General features: G+C 69.3%; 17 protein-coding genes and 2 pseudogenes. 10 read left to right on the top strand and 9 right to left on the bottom strand.

Annotated elements, in window-relative coordinates; all coding sequences use genetic code 11:
* Window positions 1-133 precede the first annotated feature (133 nt).
* Window positions 134-922 carry a hypothetical protein gene (locus tag ACZ7IB_RS25845; RefSeq protein WP_470916111.1) on the bottom strand — a complete coding sequence of 263 codons (789 nt, stop codon included), beginning with the start codon at window positions 920-922 and terminating at the stop codon, window positions 134-136.
* Between the two features lie 182 nt (window positions 923-1,104).
* Between ACZ7IB_RS25845 and ACZ7IB_RS25840 the strand changes: the two genes are divergently transcribed.
* The gene (locus ACZ7IB_RS25840) at window positions 1,105-2,127 is read left to right on the top strand and encodes a phosphotransferase family protein (RefSeq protein ID WP_470916109.1); all 1,023 of its coding nucleotides are present in this window, start codon (window positions 1,105-1,107) and stop codon (window positions 2,125-2,127) included.
* Between the two features lie 24 nt (window positions 2,128-2,151).
* Here the strand turns inward: ACZ7IB_RS25840 and ACZ7IB_RS25835 are convergent.
* From ACZ7IB_RS25835 to mshA, 3 genes and pseudogenes are all read right to left on the bottom strand, one after another.
* Window positions 2,152-2,337, bottom strand: a pseudogene (locus tag ACZ7IB_RS25835) (hypothetical protein); the annotation flags it as partial.
* Window positions 2,338-2,350: 13 nt separating this feature from the next.
* Window positions 2,351-2,878 (bottom strand): type III secretion system chaperone family protein, encoded by a 528-nt coding sequence (locus ACZ7IB_RS25830; RefSeq protein WP_327273866.1) that lies wholly within the window; start codon window positions 2,876-2,878, stop codon window positions 2,351-2,353.
* Window positions 2,871-4,223: a D-inositol-3-phosphate glycosyltransferase gene (gene mshA / locus ACZ7IB_RS25825; protein ID WP_470916107.1), complete on the bottom strand. Its 1,353-nt coding sequence runs from the start codon at window positions 4,221-4,223 to the stop codon at window positions 2,871-2,873. The genes ACZ7IB_RS25830 and mshA overlap by 8 nt, the downstream gene beginning before the upstream one ends.
* A 226-nt stretch (window positions 4,224-4,449) precedes the next feature.
* On the opposite strand from mshA, the gene ACZ7IB_RS25820 reads away from it, so the two are divergent.
* The 3 genes from ACZ7IB_RS25820 to ACZ7IB_RS25810 all read left to right on the top strand — a co-directional run bounded on the left by ACZ7IB_RS25820 (window position 4,450) and on the right by ACZ7IB_RS25810 (window position 8,265).
* The gene (locus ACZ7IB_RS25820) at window positions 4,450-5,241 is read left to right on the top strand and encodes a class I SAM-dependent methyltransferase (RefSeq protein ID WP_470916105.1); all 792 of its coding nucleotides are present in this window, start codon (window positions 4,450-4,452) and stop codon (window positions 5,239-5,241) included.
* A 219-nt stretch (window positions 5,242-5,460) separates the two neighbouring features.
* Window positions 5,461-6,549: a C40 family peptidase gene (locus ACZ7IB_RS25815; protein WP_470916103.1), complete on the top strand. Its 1,089-nt coding sequence runs from the start codon at window positions 5,461-5,463 to the stop codon at window positions 6,547-6,549.
* Window positions 6,550-6,867: 318 nt separating this feature from the next.
* Window positions 6,868-8,265: a PP2C family protein-serine/threonine phosphatase gene (locus ACZ7IB_RS25810; protein ID WP_470916101.1), complete on the top strand. Its 1,398-nt coding sequence runs from the start codon at window positions 6,868-6,870 to the stop codon at window positions 8,263-8,265.
* On the opposite strand, the gene ACZ7IB_RS25805 is transcribed toward ACZ7IB_RS25810, so the two are convergent.
* From ACZ7IB_RS25805 to ACZ7IB_RS25795, 3 genes are all read right to left on the bottom strand, one after another.
* The gene (locus ACZ7IB_RS25805) at window positions 8,247-8,582 is read right to left on the bottom strand and encodes a DUF2516 family protein (RefSeq protein WP_470916099.1); all 336 of its coding nucleotides are present in this window, start codon (window positions 8,580-8,582) and stop codon (window positions 8,247-8,249) included. The two genes, ACZ7IB_RS25810 and ACZ7IB_RS25805, sit on opposite strands and share 19 nt — an antisense overlap.
* Window positions 8,583-8,704: 122 nt before the next feature.
* Complete coding sequence (locus ACZ7IB_RS25800) at window positions 8,705-9,337, bottom strand: hypothetical protein (protein ID WP_470916097.1); 633 nt, start codon at window positions 9,335-9,337, stop codon at window positions 8,705-8,707.
* Between the two features lie 27 nt (window positions 9,338-9,364).
* Complete coding sequence (locus tag ACZ7IB_RS25795; RefSeq protein WP_470916095.1) at window positions 9,365-9,868, bottom strand: helix-turn-helix domain-containing protein; 504 nt, start codon at window positions 9,866-9,868, stop codon at window positions 9,365-9,367.
* 586 nt (window positions 9,869-10,454) lie between these two features.
* Between ACZ7IB_RS25795 and ACZ7IB_RS25790 the strand changes: the two genes are divergently transcribed.
* From ACZ7IB_RS25790 to ACZ7IB_RS25775, 4 genes and pseudogenes are all read left to right on the top strand, one after another.
* Window positions 10,455-11,708 carry an IS256 family transposase gene (locus ACZ7IB_RS25790; RefSeq protein ID WP_470916093.1) on the top strand — a complete coding sequence of 418 codons (1,254 nt, stop codon included), beginning with the start codon at window positions 10,455-10,457 and terminating at the stop codon, window positions 11,706-11,708.
* Window positions 11,708-11,989, top strand: a complete 282-nt coding sequence (locus ACZ7IB_RS25785; protein ID WP_470916092.1) for a DNA-binding protein — start codon at window positions 11,708-11,710, stop codon at window positions 11,987-11,989. Before ACZ7IB_RS25790 ends, ACZ7IB_RS25785 begins: the two co-directional genes overlap by 1 nt.
* A gap of 100 nt (window positions 11,990-12,089) precedes the next feature.
* A complete protein-coding gene (locus tag ACZ7IB_RS25780; protein ID WP_470916090.1) occupies window positions 12,090-12,941 on the top strand; it encodes a GNAT family N-acetyltransferase in 852 nt (283 codons plus the stop codon).
* Window positions 12,942-13,016: 75 nt separating this feature from the next.
* Window positions 13,017-13,487: pseudogene (locus ACZ7IB_RS25775) on the top strand (IS5 family transposase); the annotation flags it as partial.
* A gap of 14 nt (window positions 13,488-13,501) precedes the next feature.
* Here the strand turns inward: ACZ7IB_RS25775 and ACZ7IB_RS25770 are convergent.
* Entirely contained in the window at window positions 13,502-14,209 is a 708-nt protein-coding gene (locus tag ACZ7IB_RS25770; protein ID WP_470916088.1) for a hypothetical protein, read from the bottom strand.
* Between the two features lie 526 nt (window positions 14,210-14,735).
* Here ACZ7IB_RS25770 and ACZ7IB_RS25765 point away from each other — a divergent pair.
* Complete coding sequence (locus ACZ7IB_RS25765; protein ID WP_470916085.1) at window positions 14,736-15,590, top strand: alpha/beta hydrolase; 855 nt, start codon at window positions 14,736-14,738, stop codon at window positions 15,588-15,590.
* A gap of 313 nt (window positions 15,591-15,903) precedes the next feature.
* Here the strand turns inward: ACZ7IB_RS25765 and rox are convergent, their stop codons facing one another.
* Window positions 15,904-17,343 carry a rifampin monooxygenase gene (gene rox, locus ACZ7IB_RS25760; RefSeq protein ID WP_470916083.1) on the bottom strand — a complete coding sequence of 480 codons (1,440 nt, stop codon included), beginning with the start codon at window positions 17,341-17,343 and terminating at the stop codon, window positions 15,904-15,906.
* A gap of 793 nt (window positions 17,344-18,136) precedes the next feature.
* Here rox and ACZ7IB_RS25755 point away from each other — a divergent pair.
* Entirely contained in the window at window positions 18,137-19,216 is a 1,080-nt protein-coding gene (locus tag ACZ7IB_RS25755; protein ID WP_470916081.1) for a MerR family transcriptional regulator, read from the top strand.
* The last annotated feature ends 53 nt before the right edge of the window (window positions 19,217-19,269 follow it).

Raw genomic sequence — 19,269 nt, 5'->3', positions numbered from 1 at the left:
GGGAGGGTGAGGCACCGATCATGAGTACGAGTACTCACACGTGCCGGGTTGCATACCTGTTCCACGGACGCGGCGCCGGCGAACTGGCACAGGCCCGCCGCCACGAGGAACGCGCAGAGCCACGCCCGGCCTCCTACGCCAGCTTCGCGGCCTGAGCCTCGACCACCGCGGTCGGCAGCTCGAAGTCCCCGCCCCCGCCCATCGAGGCCAGGTTCATCGAGGAGAACGAGGCGAACGTGGGGCCCTGACGCAGAGCCACCAGCTTCAACTGGCCTTTCTCGCCACCCTGTTCAAGCTGCACCGTCCAGGCGACCGCTTCCTCGCCGCCCTTGACCCGCTCCTCAGTGATCTTGCTGACCTTCTGCTTCTCACCGGCAGCCGTGAAGTCGAACCCGCCCGCGCAGTCGGTGGCGGCGGTGCGCAGCGAGGCGACCGACTCCTCCGCGCCCTTGCCGTCGTACGAGCCGAGGGCAAGCTGCGTCGTCGTGATGTCGAACGCCGCCTTGAACGCGTCTTCGGCATCCGCGCCGTCCTGCTCCATGCTGCCCTTCTTGGGCTCGCTGACGACCGTCCGCTTGGTGAACGCCGCGGGCTCACCGACCTGCGCCCCCATCAGCGCGTCGGCGAACGGCGCGCAGACCTCCTTCTCGACCTTGATGTCGTCGCCGGAGATCACGTCCTTGGCCGCAGCCTTGGCGATCTTGTGCCCCTTGACGTCGCCCTGGGCCAGCGCCGCCTTCTCCAGCTCGGCGGCGGTCAGCGCCTTGGCGGCCGGCTTCGCGGCGGCGGAGTCCTTGCCCTTGGTATCCGCTCCCTTGTCACCGGAAGCGGAGTCCGATCCGCCGCCGCAGGCGGTGGCGAGCAGGGCCAGGGACACCGCGGTGGCGGCAACGGCGGTACGGCGTACGGCGGTGGATCGCATGGTCCGGTCCGTCTCTCTGAGCTGGATCTTCGGGTTTTGCTCACCCTATGAGCGACAGTTGGTTTGACGATCAATCAATCAGGGCACGGGATGTGATCGTGATGGCGCCGTGATCATCCTGTGAAAGCGCCGTCCGTCGCCGCAAGCCGGATCGAATACCGACACAGAGGGCAATTCATCCCATGCAGCCAGATGACACAACCGCGGTCGTTCTCCGGTCTGTTGGCGTGACGGAGGACCGGATCGCCGCAGTCGCACCCCTCGCCGGAGGCACGTTCAACGCCGTCACCCGGGTGACTCTCCTCGATGGCAGCGACTGGGTGGTGAAGATACCGCCGCCCACGACCGAGGGAACCCTGATGAGTTACGAACGCGATCTGCTGGTCAACGAGGTCGAGTTCTACACCTGCGCGGGCGATTCGGCGGCAGTCCCCCGTGTCCTGCACAGCGAACTGGACCCGGACGCCCCGACCGGTCCGTACGTGATCATGTCGGCCTGCCCGGGTCAGCCCTGGTACGACATCGCCGGGGCCGCGGGCGACCGCGTCCTGTCCGATGCCGAGGAGCGCCGGCTCAGGAATGAGCTGGGGCGGATCGTCGCCCGGCTGCACTCCGTCACGGGCCCCGGCGGATTCGGCTATCCGGCCGGGGCGTTGGGCCCGTTGGCCCCGACCTGGCGGCAGGCGTTCACGGCGATGACGGACGCCGTACTCGCCGACGCGGACACCTACCGTGCCCGGCTGCCGCGCCCTGCAGCCGATATCCGCGCGTTGATCGCCGCCGCCTCGCCCGTACTCGGCGACGTCACCCGGCCCGCCCTGGTCCACTTCGACCTGTGGCAGGGCAACCTGCTCGTCGGCGGGGAGCCCGGCGCGCGCACCATCGGCGGGATCATCGACGGTGAGCGGATGTTCTGGGGCGATCCGGTCGCCGACTTCGTATCGCTCGCGCTGTTCGCGAACATGGAGGAGGACGAGGACTTCCTCGCCGGGTACGGAAGCGGGAGCGGGCAGCCGTTGGTGTTCGACGCGTCCGTGCGGCTGCGGCTCGCGCTCTACCGCTGCTACCTCTACCTGATCATGCTGGTGGAGACCGTTCCGCGGCGCGTTCCCCAGGAGCACCTCGACTGGGTGTGGAAGGAAGTCGGTCCGCAGCTCGAATCGGCTCTGGCGGACGTGGAAGCGGCACTGCGGGCACGGGACTGACCACCGGTCCGCAGCGCCCGCCCCTCAGCCGGCCGGTGCCCGCTGCGCCGCGTGGAGGTTCGGCGGCAACACCGCCTCCGGTGTGCCGTACGCCTCCAGCCGGGTGTGCAGATCGCCGGTGAAGTCGGGGACGTCGATCTGGTCGAACTCCGTCACCTCGCTGACGCCGACCGTGGCGCTGTACGGGGCGGGCCCGTCGATCCGCATCAGCAGCAACGGAAGGTCAGCCGACGGGGCGTTGGGTCAGATGCGTGAACGCGTCCAGGTTCCGCGTGGACTCGCCGCGCGACACCCGCCACTCGTACTCCTTGCGGATCGCGCTCGCGAAGCCCAGCTCCAGCAGGGTGTTGAACGAGCCGTCGGCCGCTTCGAGGACCGTGCCGAGCAACCGGTCCAGCTCCTGCGGGGTGACCACGGAGAGCGGCAGCTTGCCGACCAGATAGATGTCGCCGAGCTGGTCGATCGCGTAACTCACGCCGAAGAGGCGGAGGTTACGCTCCAGCAGCCAGCGGTGCACCGCCGCGTCGTTCTCGTCCGGGTGACGGACGACGAAGGCGTTGAGAGAGAGCGAGTGCTTGCCGACGCGCAGCGAGCAGGTGGTGGACAGCTTCCGCGTGCCGGGCAGCTTGACGACGTAGCTGCCGGGTTCGGGGCTCTCCCATTCGAGCTCGGCGTCCTTCAGGGTCGCCTCGATGATCTGCGCGACCTGCGCGACCTGCGTCGTCACCGCTTCATCGGGTACGTCAGCCATGGTGCGAGCGTACGCGACGGCGGTGTTCGTGCATCGCGGCCGTGTACACGTCGGCGGTCGCGGACGCGGCGGTGTCCCAGCCGAAACCCCGGGCGTGCGCGGCGGCCGCCGCCCCCATTCGTGCGACCAGCTCCGGCGCCTCGGCGAACCGGCCCAGCGCCTGCGCGTACGCCTGCGGGTCGTGCCCGGGTATCAGGAAGCCGCTGACCCCGTCCCGCACCGCCACCGGAAGACCGCCCACGGCCGCCGCGACGACCGGGGTGCCCGCCGCCTGGGCCTCGATGGCGACCAGGCCGAAGGACTCGTTGTACGAGGGCATGACCAGCACGGACGCGGCCCGGAACCAGTCGGCGAGCTGGTCCTGCCCGACCGGCGGCTGGAACCGTACGACATCGGCGATGCCCAGCCGCGCCGCCAGCTTCTGCAGCCCCTCCGGTTTGGCGAGTCCGCTGCCGCTCGGACCGCCGACGACCGGTACGACCATCCGGCGACGCAGCGAGGGGTCGCGCTCCAGCAGGACGGCGACGGCCCGCAGCAGCACGTCCGGGGCCTTCAGCGGCTGGATGCGGCCCGCAAAGAGCGGAATCAGGGCGTCCTTCGGCAGTCCGAGGCGCGCCCGGGCCGCGGCGCGCCCGTCGGCGGGGCGGAAGCGGTCGAGGTTGACCCCGGGGTGTACGACGGCGACGGACCCGGGATCGGCCTCGTAGAAGCGGATGAGCTCGTCCGCTTCCTCGGCGGTGTTCGCGATCAGCCGGTCGGCCGCGCTGACGATCTGGGTCTCGCCGATGACGCGGGCGGCGGGCTCGGGGGTGTCGCCCTCCGCGAGCGCCGCGTTCTTGACCTTCGCCATGGTGTGCATGGCGTGGACGAGCGGGACGCCCCAGCGCTGGGCGGCGAGCCAGCCGACATGACCGGAGAGCCAGTAATGGGAGTGGACCAGGTCGTAGTAGCCGGGGCGCTGGCCGGCCCATGCCTGCATGACGCCGTGCGTGAAGGCACAGAGCTGGGCGGGCAGCTCCTCCTTGGCCAGACCCTCGTACGGCCCCGCGTCGACATGCCGGACCAGGACACCGGGCGCCAGCTCCACCGTCGGGGGCAGCCCGCCGGTGGTGGACCGGGTGAAGATCTCGACCTCGATATTGATCGCGGCGAGGCGCTTGGCCAGCTCCACGATGTAGACGTTCATGCCGCCCGCGTCACCCGTGCCCGGCTGGTGCAGGGGCGAGGTGTGCACGGAGAGCATCGCGATGCGGCGAGGTTTGCGGTGACCGCCGGGGAAGGCGGCGGGGAACCTGAGGCGCGGCGCGACACGGCTGCTGCCGAGCCGGGAGACGTACTGACTCACGTCGTCCGGTCCTCCTCACTCAGGGCATGGCACCGAAGGGACCAGAGCCCCTTCGGGGGCTGCAACAGCGGAATCTCTCCTTTCATTTCCGCTTTACCAAATCATTGCAGTGAGGGGGCCGCATGCCGGGTCGGGGCTCCGGGCACCCCGCGCCGCCCACCGGGCCGGACCGGGGCCGGGCACCCGCGTCGCCTTCCGCCCCCGTGAGATCGTTACGCTCGCTGTCATGCGCCCCATCGGCACCGCGACCCGCGGGACCACCAACCCGAACCGGCTCCGCCGCATGGACCGCTGGATCGCCGCCACCCACGGCCCGGCCCTGCGCCGCGCCGACACCCCCGTAGCCGTCGACCTCGGGTACGGCGCCGCCCCCTGGACCGCCGTCGAGTTGCTGCAGCGCCTGCGTACCGCCGAGCCGCGCACGACGGTGGTCGGCATCGAGATCGACCCGGAGCGGGTCGCGGCGGCGAAACCGTACGAACGCGAGGGCCTCACCTTTCTGCACGGCGGCTTCGAGATCCCGCTCCCCGAGCGCCCCGACCTCATCCGGGCGGCGAATGTGCTGCGCCAGTACGACGAGGGTGAGGTCGCCGCGGTCTGGCAGCGGCTTTGCGCGCGCCTGGCGCCGGGCGGACTGCTGGTGGAGGGCACCTGCGACGAGATCGGGCGCCGGCACGTATGGGTGGCGCTCGGCCCGGAGGGCCCGCGCACCGTGACGTTCGCGACCCGGCTCGCCTCCCTGGACCGCCCCTCCGACCTCGCGGAACGCCTCCCCAAGGCGCTGATCCACCGCAATGTTCCGGGCGAACCGGTCCATGCGTTCCTGCGGGACTTCGACCGGGCGTGGGCCGCGGCAGCTCCGTACGCTTCACTGGGTGCCCGGCAGCGCTGGATCACGGCGGTGCGGGCGCTGTCGGGCGACTGGCCGCTGGCGGACGGGGTGCGGCGGTGGCGCCAGGGCGAAGTCACGGTGAAGTGGCCCGCCCTCCAGCCCAACCGACAGCCCAACACGTACTGAACAGACCCGGCGGGCCCACATGCGAGGAGGCGGGAGGGAACGCGGACAGGGCATCGTTCGTCAGGACGATGGGGAGCGATTCCCGGGGCGCCGGTCGACCCGTGTGACCGTCAGGACAGCAGGTGTGTGCCTCTGTTGCTTTTCGGTACGGCATGGCACGATCTCGTCATCGGCAAGAAGTTACTGACGGTAAATCAGATTCATTCGGAGGGGGATCCCGTGAACCGACGTCACGTTGCCGCAGCCGCGATCAGTCTGGTCTGTGCGCTGACCGTACTCACCGCGCCGGTCCAGGCTTTCGCCGCGCCCGCACCCCCCTCCCCCCCAGTGACACAGCCCGACACCCGGTCCGGTTCCGGGTCGAAGACACCGAAGAAGAGCCTCGAAGAGGTGCGCGAGGAGATCGACGCCCTCTACCGCAAGGCCGGGGCGGCCACCGACGCGTACAACCTCGCCGAGGAGCAGGCCAAGAAGCAGTCCGGCGAGATCGTGAAGCTGGCCAGGGCCATCGTCGAGGGCCAGTCGAAGATCGCCGAGCTCAAGAACCAGGCCGGCGCCCAGGCCCGCGAGCAGTACCGCACCGGCGGACTGCCGCCGGGCGCCCAGCTGATGCTCAGCGACGACCCGCAGCTGTTCCTCGACGGGGTGAGCCGGGTCAGGGAGGGCCAGCAGGCCGCCCAGGGCGTCCTCGGCGAACTGACCAGGACCCAGCAGGACCTGGAGACGTACACCCAGGACGCGAGTACCAACTGGGAGAAGCTCGAAGCCAACCGTCTCAAGCAGGCCGAGGCCAAGAAGAAGATCAACGCGCAGATCGCCGCGGCGAAGAAGCTGGAAGACCAGCTGGAGAAGAAGGAGCGGGCCCGCCTGCTCAAGCTGGAGCAGGCGGCCGAGTACAAGCTGCAGACGGCCTGGCTCAGCTCCGGCGCCCTGAAGGACATCAACCGCGAGGCGAGTGCGAAGGGCAAGAAGGCGGTGGCCTTCGCGACCGCGCAGATCGGCAAGCCGTACGACTGGGGGGCCGAGGGCCCCGGTTCGTACGACTGCTCCGGGCTGACGTCACAGGCCTGGGCGGCGGCGGGCCGGCCGATCCCGCGTACCTCGCAGGAGCAGTGGCGGCTGCTGCCCCGCATCGCCGTCAAGGACATGCGCCCCGGCGACCTGATCATCTACCACGGCGACGCCAGCCACGTGGGCATGTACATCGGCGACGGCGCCATCATCCACGCCCCCCGCCCCGGCCGGAACGTCACACTGGCGGGCGCGGGCTCGATGCAGATCCTCGGCGTGGTCCGCCCGGACAAGTAGCGCGTGCTGCCCGGACGGGCAGATCAAGCCCGTCCGGCGATCGAGGACGAAGCACCCGCCGGGGACGCCCACGGGAGTGACCCGCACCACCCACCCCCCACCATCCCGCGTGACCTTTGTCATGCCCCGGCACCCGCCCCACCCCCGCACATCTCGCCGGATCCGTGACCTGAGGCGGCTTATGGCGGTGCATATGACAGCGGGCAATTGCGGAACACCATTCCGTTCCCCCACCGCGGACCGCTATCGTCCCCGTCTGGCGGATCGTCGATCGTCGTTCCGCCGCGCCCTCGGGGGGAGGGAAGGAAACCCGAACCGATGCCCGTACCCGTACCGCAGCAGCGCGCCGTTTCCGATGCGGAGACCTCCCACGGCGCCGACCTGACCCTCCTGGTGATCGAGAACGACCCGGCGGGCACCTTCACCGTCCCCGAGCTCCCGGCCGCAGCCGGCACGCGGGTCCGTATCCGCACCGCCCGCAACCTGACCGAGGCGGGCCGGCTCCTCACGGACGACGTGGACTGCATCCTGCTGGACCTGGCCCTGCCGACCGGCAGCGAGACCCGCTCCGCCCCCGCCGAAGGGGCCGACGAGCTCGCCACCCTCAAGCACGTCCTGCGGATCGCCCCGCGCCACGCCGTCCTCGCCCTCACAGCGGAGGACGACGCCGAGCTGGCCGCCGAGGCGGTACGGGTCGGCGCCCAGGACTACCTCTTCCGCGACGAACTCGACGGACGGCTGCTCAGCCGCGCCATCAGTTACGCCGTCGAACGCAAGCGCGCCGACGTCGCCCAGCACCAGCTCACCGAGTCCCGGCTGCGCGCCCAGGAGAACGCCCGCCTCGAACGCGGCCTGCTCCCCACCCCGCTGCTCGAAGGCTCCGATCTGCGCTTCGCGGCCCGCTACCGCCCCGGCCGCAGCCGCGCACTGCTCGGCGGGGACTTCTACGACACGGTCCGTACGCCCGACGGCACCGTTCACGCGATGATCGGCGACGTCTGCGGGCACGGCCCGGACGAAGCGGCGCTCGGCGTCGAACTGCGCATCGCATGGCGGGCGTTGACACTGGCCGGGCTCTGCGGCGACGAACTGCTCTCCACGCTGCAGCAGGTCCTGGAGCACGAGCGGGAGAGCGAGGAGATCTTCGCGACGCTCTGCACCGTCGACATCACCCCCGACGGCCGGCGCGCCGGCCTCTGCCTGGCGGGCCACCCCGCCCCGCTGATCGCCCGGCACGGACAGGCCGCGCACCTTCTCCCGTACGAGGACGGCGGCCCGGCTCTGGGTCTGCTGCCGCGCAACGACCTTCCCCAAGCTCTTCGAGCAGGGGACACCCCATGGCCTCGCCGTCAGGTGGATCTCGGCGGCTCCTGGAGCCTGATGATGTACACGGACGGGCTGATCGAGGGGCGTGTGGGGCCGGACGGCACTCAACGGCTCGGCCAGGACGGCATGGTCGCGATGATCAACCGCCAGCTGGCTCAGGGGCTCACCGGCGAGGATCTCCTGGAGGCCGCGGTCACCCAGGTGCGGGAGCTGAACGGCGGCGAACTGACCGACGACGTCGCGGTCCTGCTGCTCGACCGCGATCAGGAACACGTCCGCCGACGGGGCCTGTACGCCAACCGGGGCCGGAGCATCCCGCGCCCCCGCCCCGAACCGGCATCACCCACGGCCCCGGCAATCTCTGCGAGCGCTCAGCGCCCGCCGTTGTAGGGCCCGTACGGCCCGTCGCTGCTGGAGCCGCCGCGCCGGCCGCCACCACCCGAGACCGCCCTCAGCGCGGGCCGTACGTCCACCAGGAAGACGATGGACGCGACCGCGCCCGCAAGCTGCAGGAACAGCATCGGCACGAAGAGATTCACGGCGACGGTGATACCGAGGATGATCAGCCAGAAGGACTTCTTCTGCTTGTCCGCGGCCCGGTAGGCGTCCTCACGGGCCATCGCGGCGAAGAACAGTGCGACCACGGCCAGGACGAGCATGACCATGTAGAGCAGCCAGACGAGTGTGCTGAATCCTGTGAGCAACATGGTGTGCACCGCCTAATGAGTGGATGAGCGCCTCGCGGCCAAGGTACCGGGACAACGCGCCTGGCACCTCGAAAGGTGCCCGCCCCGCGCCCCGGTACACACTCCGGCTGTGGGCCGAGGCCCTACTTCGCGGTCGGCGGATTGGTCTTCTTCGCGGCGGGCTTGTGCGCGGGCGCCTTCTTGGCGGGCGCGGCCGGGGCCTTGCTCTCCGGCTTGACGGTCTTCGGGGCGGGCGACGCCTTTGCCGGCCCCGGCTTGGCGGCGGGCTCCGTCTTCGCGGTGCCCGTCGGCTTGGACTCCTTGCGCGGCTCGACGACGACGGCGATCTCGACGATCTCGTCGGCCGTCTCGCCACGCCAGGTCCGCACGGTCTGCTCGCCGCGCTCGGCGACCTTCTCGTACGTCTCCCGGGCCCGCACCGCGTACTCCGCGGCCACGCCCAGACTGCGCAGCGCCAGGTCCTGGGCGCTCTCGCCCAGCTTCCGCAGATCACTGTCGAACGACCCGATCACCTCGGTGACCTTGGCCTGCACGGTGGCCTGCGCCTCCTTGGCCTGTGAGGTCACCTTCTCCTGCACGGCCTTGGGGTCGGTGTTACGCACGGCCTCGATACGCTCCGGCGCCTCGGCACGCAGCTGCTCGATCAGCGCCGGGACCTTGCGCGCCTGCTCGACGGCGATATCGGCCGTACCGGCGGCGAAGTAGAGGGGGGTCGGGTCGGTGAGGGTCTTGCGCAGGTCATCGGTGATGGCCATGACTGTGGTCCTCCCGGATCATCAGACTCAGTGTGAGGGTTTTGAAGGCTTTGAAGCTGTGCCGGCATTGCCGCCGCCGGCCGTGCGGGGGCCGTCGGCACCGGGGCGGCCGTCCGCACCGGCCCCCGGTCCGGACTCGCCGCCGGTCACCGATCCGGCTTCGGCGCCGGATTCCGGTCCGGGCTCGAACCCGTTCTCCTTGCGGAAGGAGTCGTAGATCTGCAGCAGAACATTCTTCTGCCGCTCGTTTATGGACGGGTCGGCCAGGATCACCGCCCGCGTCTCCAGCTCCTCCCGCTCCCGCTCATCCAGAATCCCGGCCCGTACGTAAAGGGTCTCGGCGGAGATCCGCAGCGCCTTGGCGACCTGCTGCAACACCTCGGCGCTCGGCTTGCGCAGCCCGCGCTCGATCTGGCTGAGGTAGGGATTGGACACCCCGGCGGCATCGGCGAGCTGCCGCAGCGACAGCTGCGCATTGCGCCGCTGCTCGCGCAGATACTCACCGAGATTGCCGACGTTGAGTGATGCCATACGTCGATGGTGCGCCACCCTTGCTAACTTTTGCAAGCGCCTGCTTGCAAAAGTGCGCCACACCACTCGCATGGCCCTCTGTGACTCGCAGCGATAACTGTCACCTCGCAGGGATTTCTGTCACCAGTCGTCCGTAGTCGACGAGCGGCGCAGTGAGCCGAAGCACGATAGTTGCCACATGGGCAGGCTTGTTGTCGCTGTGTCTGAGTCAGCGAGCGTTTCACTTGGCCAGTTGAGCGCTGACGCCGTTTGAGACACCCCATGTCGTTTGAGGTCAAGCGGCATGGAGGTGTGCGTGGTGCGACCATGCGGTCGCTTCGCCGTAGAGGGTGCGGGCCTTGAGGCAGCCGTGGAGGATGCCGACGAGGCGATTGCCGATCTGTCGAAGGGCGGGGTTGTAGCCGACATCGCGTGCACGCTGCTTGTCGTAGTAGCAACGGGCGCCGGGCGAGGAGCAATGCTCAAGACCTGTGGATCGGCCTCGGGAGGGGTGCCTCGCGGAACGCGGAGGGCGTACTTTCCCGAGTGATCGATTGATGGTCACCGAGTAGACCCGCGTTGCACCGCGGGTCGGGAAGGCACGCCCGTGCTCAGCGTAGTCAACGACGAGGGAACCACCGAGACCGGATCCCTGATGGACGACATCGTCCGTGAGGGTGCGCGGCGGATGCTCGCCGCGGCCCTGGAGGCCGAAGTCAACCAGTACATAGCCGAGTTGTCCGGTGACCGGGATGAGGCCGGTCGCCGTCTGGTGGTCCGCAACGGTCATCATCGCGAACGGAAGGTGACCACCGCCGCCGGGTCGGTCGCGGTGAAGGTGCCTCGCGTGAATGACAAGCGTGTTGACGTGGAGACTGGTGAGCGCAAGCGGTTCTCGTCGAAGACCCTTGCGCCGTGGTGCCGGAAGTCTCCGAAGGTCAGTGAGGTCCTGCCCCTGCTCTACCTTCACGGACTGCCCTCCGGGGATTTCGTGCCAGCGATGGAGCAGTTCCTCGGCTCCTCGACCGGCCTCTCGCCGGCGACGGTGACCCGGCTGACGAAGCAGTGGGCCGAGGACCACACGGCCTTCCAGGCCCGCGACCTGTCGGATTCCGACTACGTCTACGTGTGGGCCGACGGCGTCCACCCCAAGGTCCGCCTCGGCCAGGCCCACTCCTGCGTCCTGGTCCTGATGGGCGTGCGCCCCGACGGCCGCAAGGAACTCATCGCGCTGGCCGAGGGGCTGCGTGAATCGACCGAGTCGTGGGCGGACCTGCTGCGCGACTGCCGCCGACGCGGCATGCGCGATCCCGAACTCGTGGTCGGGGATGGCGCGATGGGCCTATGGCGGGCCCTGGCGGAGGTATTTCCACAGGCCAGACACCAGAGGTGCTGGGTTCACAAAGTCCGCAATGTCATGAACGCGCTACCGAAGTCGGCCCAGCCCGGCGCGAAGAAGGCCCTGCAAGAGATCTACAACGCCGAGGACCGCGACCACGCCGAGAAGGCGGTCAAGGGCTTCGAGCGCGCTTACGGCGTCAAATGGCCGAAAGCGGCCAAGAAGGTCACCGACGAGACCGACGAGCTCCTCGCGTTCTACGACTTCCCCGCCGAACACTGGGTGCACCTGCGCACGACAAACCCCATCGAGTGCACTTTCAGCACCGTGAAGCTGCGGACCAAGGTCACCCGCGGGGCCGGCAGCCCGGTCGCGGCCCTGGCGATGGTGTTCAAGCTCGTCGAGTCCGCCCAGACCCGCTGGCGCGCGATCACCGCACCTCACTTCGTTGCCCTCGTCCGCAACGGCGCCCGCTTCAAGAACGGTCACCTCGTCGAACGCTCCGAAGCGGGGGCCGCCTGATGACTCCGAAAGACGAGCGCCGCTACCCAAAGCTCCTGCGGGTTCCCCAGGTGGCAGACGATGCCTGGCTGTCCCAGCCCGAGGCCGCCCGCCAACTGGGCATCGCTCTATTTCGCATCGGCGCACTCATCGCCTGCGGACACCTGGCGCCCGCGAAGAACTCAGCCGGGAGGGCGGGCGTCACGATCACCAGCGTGCAGGCAGAGAAGATCTGGCGCGGCAGCGCCACATACCGCGCAAAAGCCCTTCGTCTTCTCAAGGGCACCATCGGCTTCTTCTAACTACCCGGTCCACAGGTCTTGACGATTACTCTGGTCGACTCACGCTCGGGACCTTTATTTCGGAAGCGGTGCTGCGCCTCCCCGTGGTGGGATGAGCCGCATGAGCGAGCCGTCCCTGCGTGACCGCATCGAGCAGTACTACGCCACGGTGCCGTTGGTGTTCGCCGATGTCGAAGAGTTTGGCCCCTTGCGCCTCTTTGTACGAAAGGCCGAAGGAACCCCGTATTACGGCGGCCCGAACCACGCCCGCCCTACCTCAGCAGGCCCCGTAACGGCCACCGCCGCCGACATCGCCCGCGTGCGCGCCCGACAGCGCGGGCTCGGCGTGCCGGAGTCCTTCGAGTGGCTCGCCGAGGTGACGCCGCTGCTGCGCGCCCGCATCGAGGCAGCCGGCCTCCCGGTAACGGAACGCCCGCTGATGACCCTCGGCCCACACCATCCGCTGCCCCCGCAGCCCCTGCCCGAGGGCGTTACGATCCGGGCCCTGGCCGCCGACGATCCGGCCTTGCCCGCCGTACTCGCCATCCCCCAACTGGCCTTCGCGGCAGAGGGCACAGCGGTAGGTCCGGCGGGCCGCGCCGAGCTGGCGGTAGCGGCCGAAAAGCTCGCAGCGGACGGCACGGTGACAACGATCCGTCCCTCTCTCCGCGCCGGCCACAAAACCCTCGTCGCTGCTTTCGCTCCGGACAGCACTCCTCTTGCCGCGGGCCACTACCACCCGGCGAATGGCATCACCGAGATCGGCGGAATCGGCACTCTTCCCACGGCCCGCCGCCAGGGTCTCGGCGCTGCTGTCATGGCGGCACTGGCTGCCCACGCCCGCGATCACGGCGTGCACACCATCTTCCTCGCCTACGCGGAGGAGGCCGTCGCCCGTATCTACGCCCGCCTGGGCTTCCGCCTGGCTGGCACCACCCTGCTTATCGCCAACCAGCCGGCCCGTGGTCAGTAGGTCTGCGGACTACGCCGAGCGACTGGAAGCGGCATCGCCGGCTTCGCCCCTCCTCCGCGGACGCTGGCGATCGCCGTTGACGGGGGCAGGACGGGCAGCAAGCATCACCTGATCACCGACGCCACCGGCATCCCGCTCGCGGCCACCTTGACTGGCGGCAACCGCAACGGCGTCACTCAACTGGTCCCCCTGCTCGAAGCGGTGCCGCCGGTGCGGGGCAAACGGGGCCGGCCCCGGCGCCGCCCGGACGTGGTGCTGGGCGACCGCGGCTACGACCACGACAAGTACCGCCGTCTGGTTCGGGACCTCGGCGTGAAGCCGCTGATCGCCCGCCGGGGTACCGAACACGGCTCCGGCCTGGGCACCCAAAGCCGGGTCGTGGAGCGCACGTTCACCCGCCTGCACTGGTTCCGCCGCCTGCGGATCCGCTGGGAGATCCGGGACGAAATTCACGAAGCCTTCCTCACCCTCGGATGCATCCTCATCTGCTGGAGGCGTCTCACCGCGCCGCGACGGCGGCCGGTCCCTGTACCGGAATGCCCTTGAAGGAGAGAAGCCGGTCAGTGCACGCGTTCCCCGCACTCCGCCGGAAACAGGGTGGCGCCGGGCGGTAGTTCGCCCGGATGCCGTCCGATCACCCGCAAGGCCGCCTCGCGAGAGCCCTGCACGGGCGGGTATTCGAGGACAACGTCGTCCAGCACAGTGATCCCACCGGCGAGGTGCAGTTCCGCCGCGTGCCCGCCCGCCGGGAAACAGCCTGCCAGAGCCCCGAAGGCTGCCGTGTCATTGCCGTCGGCGGCGCACTCTTGGATCTCGAAGCGCCAGTGCTCGGCAGCATCGGCAAGTAGCGCCTTGCCCCTCTTCCCCAGCCCGGCGAGGAAAACGGTGCGGGCTCGCAGGTGATGGGCGATGGCGCAGCAGATCGGGACCGCTGTCCCGCAGGGCGTCGCCACTCGCGAGTACCCGACGTGAGGATAGGACGACAAGGCCTCATCAATCAGCCCCAACGCGGTGTCCCTCGCCGCCGGGTGACCCTGCTGGGCGATGTCCAGGAGCAGGGGTACCGCAACCACAGCCGCTGGGAACACCGCTCCACTGTGGCCATGGACGATCCCGCCGCCGTCGAGCAGCGAGCCGGCCTCGGCTGCCTGTATCAGGCTCGCTGCATCTGCCAGGGCGCGCAGACCGCGTGCGGCACGAGCCGGTTCGTACCAGCCGGGATGGCCCGGTATGACACCCCAGTTGACTGTCTGAATCGCATCTGACACGACAGCATCCTCGCACCAGGCCGCAGCCCACCTTCCCAGGGGACAACGAGGGGACTTGGGAGTCCTTCCGTCAGGAGTTCCTATTCGCCCACTTCCCATCACCCTGCCGCCGTTCCCCAGCGAGTGCGAGTCGTCCTATTGGTCCCGGCCGGCCCTGGCGAACCATGTTCTGCTGGCCGGCCTGCGCTCTCCCTCACGCTGGCTGGACTCCCGCCTCACCAGCCTCGATGCCCTCTGCATCCTCAGCGGCCAGTCCCGGCAGAACCTGGCCAAAGCCATCCCCGACCTCCGGGCAGCCGACAGTGGAACCGGACAAAGCGGCACCCTGGCTGATTGCAGCCGGATTCCCCGAGCACATCACGCTGATCGGTCCGTTCGCGTCTGCCACTTGGAGACAGGCGGCCAGCAGTGACCACCTCCTCCTCGTCGCTCAGGCCATCGCCGAATTCCACCGCCGCTTCCCGATGCGGACACCCCTTCGAACCCCTGATCTTGCTGCGGAGATCGTTCTGTTGGAGGCTGAGGCATGCAGAATCTGCCGACATTCGTTTTTGTTCATGGGGCCTTCGCGAATTCGTTCTCGTTCGCGCCGCTCCAGGCCGAGCTCGCCTTGCTCGGGCACCGCTCGGTTGCGGTCGACCTTCCGGGGCACGGGTTCGAGGCGACATTCCCCGCGGCCTACCAGGCTCCTCAGGATGTGAACGCGCTCGCCGCGGAACCGGGGAGCATCAAGGGAGTCACACTCGCCGACAATGCCGCCCGCGTGATCGAAGTCCTCGAACGGGCGAAGCAGAACGGACCCACCATCCTCGTCGGCCACAGCAGGGGTGGCATCACGATCACCGCGGCCGGCAACGCCCGGCCTGAGCTGATCGACCGGATCGCTTACGTCTCCGCCTGGTGCCCGGTCGACCTGGACGTCAATGACTACTACGCCGAGCCGGAGATGGCGGAAGTCAACCTGGGCGCCTTCGCTCCGGCGGTCGTCGGGAACCCGATCGAGCTCGGTCTGATCCGGACCAACTTCCGAACCGCTGACCCGGCGGCACTCGCCGCGTTCAGGCAAGCCTTCTCCGCCGACCTCGCCGACGATGAGTTCCGGACGTTCCTGAACACCTTCCAGCCCGATGAGAACCTAGATGTCGGTACGTCTGCCGACCGGGCACAGGCCACGACCTGGGGTCGGATTCCCAAGACCTATGTGCGCCTTGCCAACGATGCCAGCATTCCGCTCGTCATGCAGGACCGTATGATCCGCGAAGCCAACACGCTCACACCCGACAACCCCTTTGAGGTTCGGACACTCGAGGGGAGCCACCTGCGCTGGCTCGTCCGCCCGAAGCCCGCTGCCGAACTGCTCGCAAACCTCGCAGCGCGCTGACACTCCACCAGGCGCTTGGCGGTGCTGCAGTAGGTGCGCCGGGCCGAATCTCATGAGCAGGCTCAGGCCGGCGCACCGGCACACCCGGGTCCAGTGGGATCCCGCGGGCTCACCCCGCCAGGAACGCCAGGGCCATCGGTGGACTTTCGCGATGCACACCCCCAGAGGTGGCTGCCTACGGTTGAGCGGGACAGGAGGAGCCGGCTCGTCCCACTCAACCGTAAGCACCACAGGTCAGAGCCCCACCATGCCCACAGTTATCTGGGACAGGACAGCAGAACACGGCCCACCCTTTCGGGCCACAACTGCGCGCTCAGCCGACGGCAGCGCCGAACCACGTGGGCAGCCGGCTGAGCAGATCCTGCTGATCTTCACCGACCCACGCCACGTGGCCGTCCGGCCGCAGCAGTACCGCAGGCACGTCCAATTCCTCGCTGCCGTCGACGACGTGGTCGACCCGATCTGCCCAGCCCGCCACCGAGAGCCGGCCGGTCCGGTCGAGGAGGAGCCCGCGGCCGCCGTGCATCAACTCGTAGAGGCGCCCTCGCTTCAGCCCCACGTCCCGCATCCGCCGGCCGAGCAGTTCGTGGCCCTCGCCGAAGTCGTAGCGGACCTCGACCGCGGTGATGATCCCGGTCACGTACCGGTTCACCTCCTCGAAGTCCATCAGCTTCGAGAACAGCTCCCGCAGCGCGGTCGCCCCCGGATCGGTTCCGAGCAGCGCGATCTGCGCACGGGTGTTGTCCAGCACGCGGGCGCCCACCGGGTGCCGTTCGGCGTGGTAGCTGTCCAGCAGCCCCTCCGGCGCCCAGCCGTTGACCGCGGCGGCCAGCTTCCAGCCGAGGTTGAACGCGTCCTGCACGCCGAGGTTGAGCCCCTGCCCGCCGGTCGGCGGGTGGATGTGCGCCGCGTCGCCGGCCAGCAGCACCCGGCCGACCCGATAGCGCTCGGCCTGCCGGGTGGCGTCGCCGAACCGGGACAGCCAGCGTGGCGAGTGCACGCCGAAGTCGGTGCCCGCGACCGCCCGCAGCCGCTCCTTGAACTCCTCGAGCGTCGGCGCGGTCGCACGGTCCTCGGCCACGCCGTCGGCGGGCACGACGACGCGGTACGTCCCGTCCCCGTTGGGGATGGTGCCGAACCGGAGTTGGGTCTTGCGGACTTCCGCGACGATGGCGTCAACCGTCGCCGGATCCTCGGTCATCTCCATGTCGCCCAGCAGCGTCTCGACCTTGGCGGGCTCGCCGGGGAAACCGACGCCGAGCAGCTTGCGCACAGCACTGCGGCCGCCGTCGCACCCGACGAGGTAGCGCGAGCGCAGGTGCGTGCCGTCCGCCAGCTCGACGGTCACCCCGGCGCCGGCCCCGTCTTCGGCCTGGCTCAGCCCGACCACTTCGCAGCCGCGCCGTATCTCGGCACCGAGTTCGAGCGCACGCTCATTGAGCAGCCGCTCGGTGACCGGCTGAAGGGTGGAGAGGCCGTACGGGTGCGCCGTGTCCAACCGGTCCGGCCACGGCTTCATGATGCCGCCGAAGAAACCTCCGACCTGGAACTTCTCACTGACCGCGAGGAACCGGTCAAGCAGGCCGCGCTGGTCCATCACCTCGACGCTGCGCACGTGCAGACCGCGCCCGCGGGACTCCGCGGTCGGCTCCGCCAACTTCTCCAGCACGACCACGTGCACTCCGGCCAGCCGCAACTCGCCGGCCAGCATCAAGCCGGTCGGTCCGCCGCCGACCACGATCACGTCAATCATCAAAACGCCCATTCAACGAGATTGGATTTCGGCCAGCCGCTCCGCGCGGTCCGGCGGCACGCACGCCCGCGCCTCCGCGCCCAGCCCCCGCAAACGCAACGCGAGTCCCACCGGTGGTTCGGCGTCCCGCGTGACCCATACATCGACAACAGCACGCGTACTTCGCGAATCCCTGATTTCCGCAGGTTCTGGCCCAGGCCGACGATTCTGCGGCACGACCCGGGCCTTGCCGCAAGCCCCCCGGTGCGCTATATCTTGAAAGTGGCAAGGAGTGGGTAACCTCCTTGCCTTTGCCTTTTGTCGTCCGCTGTGGACGGACAAGCTCCTCCCGAAGCGGTGACGCGCCGCGTACGGCGATGCCGGCGGTCCAGGCCGACCTGGCGCTCGGTGGGACCAACTCAAGCGCCGAAGGGCCGGCTGAAGCGCGACACCGCAAGCGGACCAGCGCGCGCAGCGGTTGGGGACCGGGGCTCTACGTGATGGCATATCCCGGCATGGCCGCCGCCATGTCCCTCGCGGTGATGCCTTCCTGGCGCTCGGTCGTGGCCGACAGTGGTCACCCCGACGACATCGGTCGAGTCCTCGCGGAGTTCCAACGCCGCCTGCCCGTCGGCACCCCTCCCCCGGCCGGTCCCGCCCTCGTCGGACTCGTTCAGGAGTGCGCCACGGTAATGCGCCGCATCGACCGCTACACGGAAAGAGCAGTCAGTGCCCCGATGGTTGACCTTCACCTTGGGGGAAGCCACAGCATCGGTGGGGCCGGGCGATGTGCTCGGCATGAGGAGGAGCGAGCATGGGGTTGCTGACCATCGGGACGTTCGCGAAGGCGTCCCGCCTGTCGCCGAAGGCGCTGCGTCTCTATGACGAGCTCGGCCTGCTGACCCCCGCTCGCGTCGACCCGGTGACCGGCTACCGCCTCTACGCACCGGAACAAGTGGATCAGGCCCGGCTCGTCGCCTGGCTCCGACGCCTGGGAATGCCCCTGGCCCGCATCCAGCACGTCTGCACGCTGGAGGCAGGCCCGGCGGCCCAGGAGATCCGCGCGTTCTGGGCCCAGGCCGAAGCCGACACCGCCGCACGGCAGGACCTGGCCACCTTCCTCATCGACCACCTGTACTGGAAGGACCCAGCCATGTCCCCGACCGCGAAGCCCCTGGGAATCCGTTACGCCGCCCTTTCCGACACGGGCCTGGTCCGCGAAAGCAACCAGGACACCGCCTACGCCGGGTCCCGCCTGCTCGCCGTCGCCGACGGCTACGGCAGCGCAGGAGCCCCCGCGAGCGCGGCCGCCGTCGACGCGCTCAAGCACCTCGAAACGGACAGCATCCCGGCGGGCAATCTCCTCAACGTCCTCGAAGACGCCATCGAGCGGGCCAGGCAGGCCGTGGACGGCGTCGCCGCGACTGGCTCTTCACCCGAAGCAGCCGGTACGACACTCACCGCGATGCTCTGGACCGGATCGCAGCTGGCCCTCGTCCACATCGGCGACTGCCGCGTCCATCTCCTGCGCGACGGAGAGCTGTTCCAGATCACGCACGACCACACCATGGTGCAGTCGATGGTCGACGAAGGACGCCTCACCCCGGAGGAAGCCGCCTCCCACCCCCAGCGGTCGTTGTTGATACGGGCCCTGGGTCAAGGAGCCGATGCCGTCCCCGACATGCGCCTGAACGACGCCCAGCAGGGAGACCGATACCTGCTCTGCTCCGACGGTCTGTCGACCGTCGTGCCGACCGAAGAAATCCGACGGGTGCTCTCCGAAGTCAGGGAGCCCGAGCAGGCCGTCCGTGAACTCATCGCCCTCGCCAACGGCTCCGGCGGCCCCGACAACATCAGCTGCGTGGTCGCCGACGTCATGGAGTTCCAGCAGTAGGAGCGAGCGGCATGCACTTCGAGTTGCACCAGATTCGCTCTCAGGAACTCATC

Source organism: Streptomyces sp. NPDC037301 (genome assembly GCF_055602785.1).
Note: the sequence above shows the minus strand (reverse complement) of the source record. Positions and strands in the feature narration are given on the sequence as shown.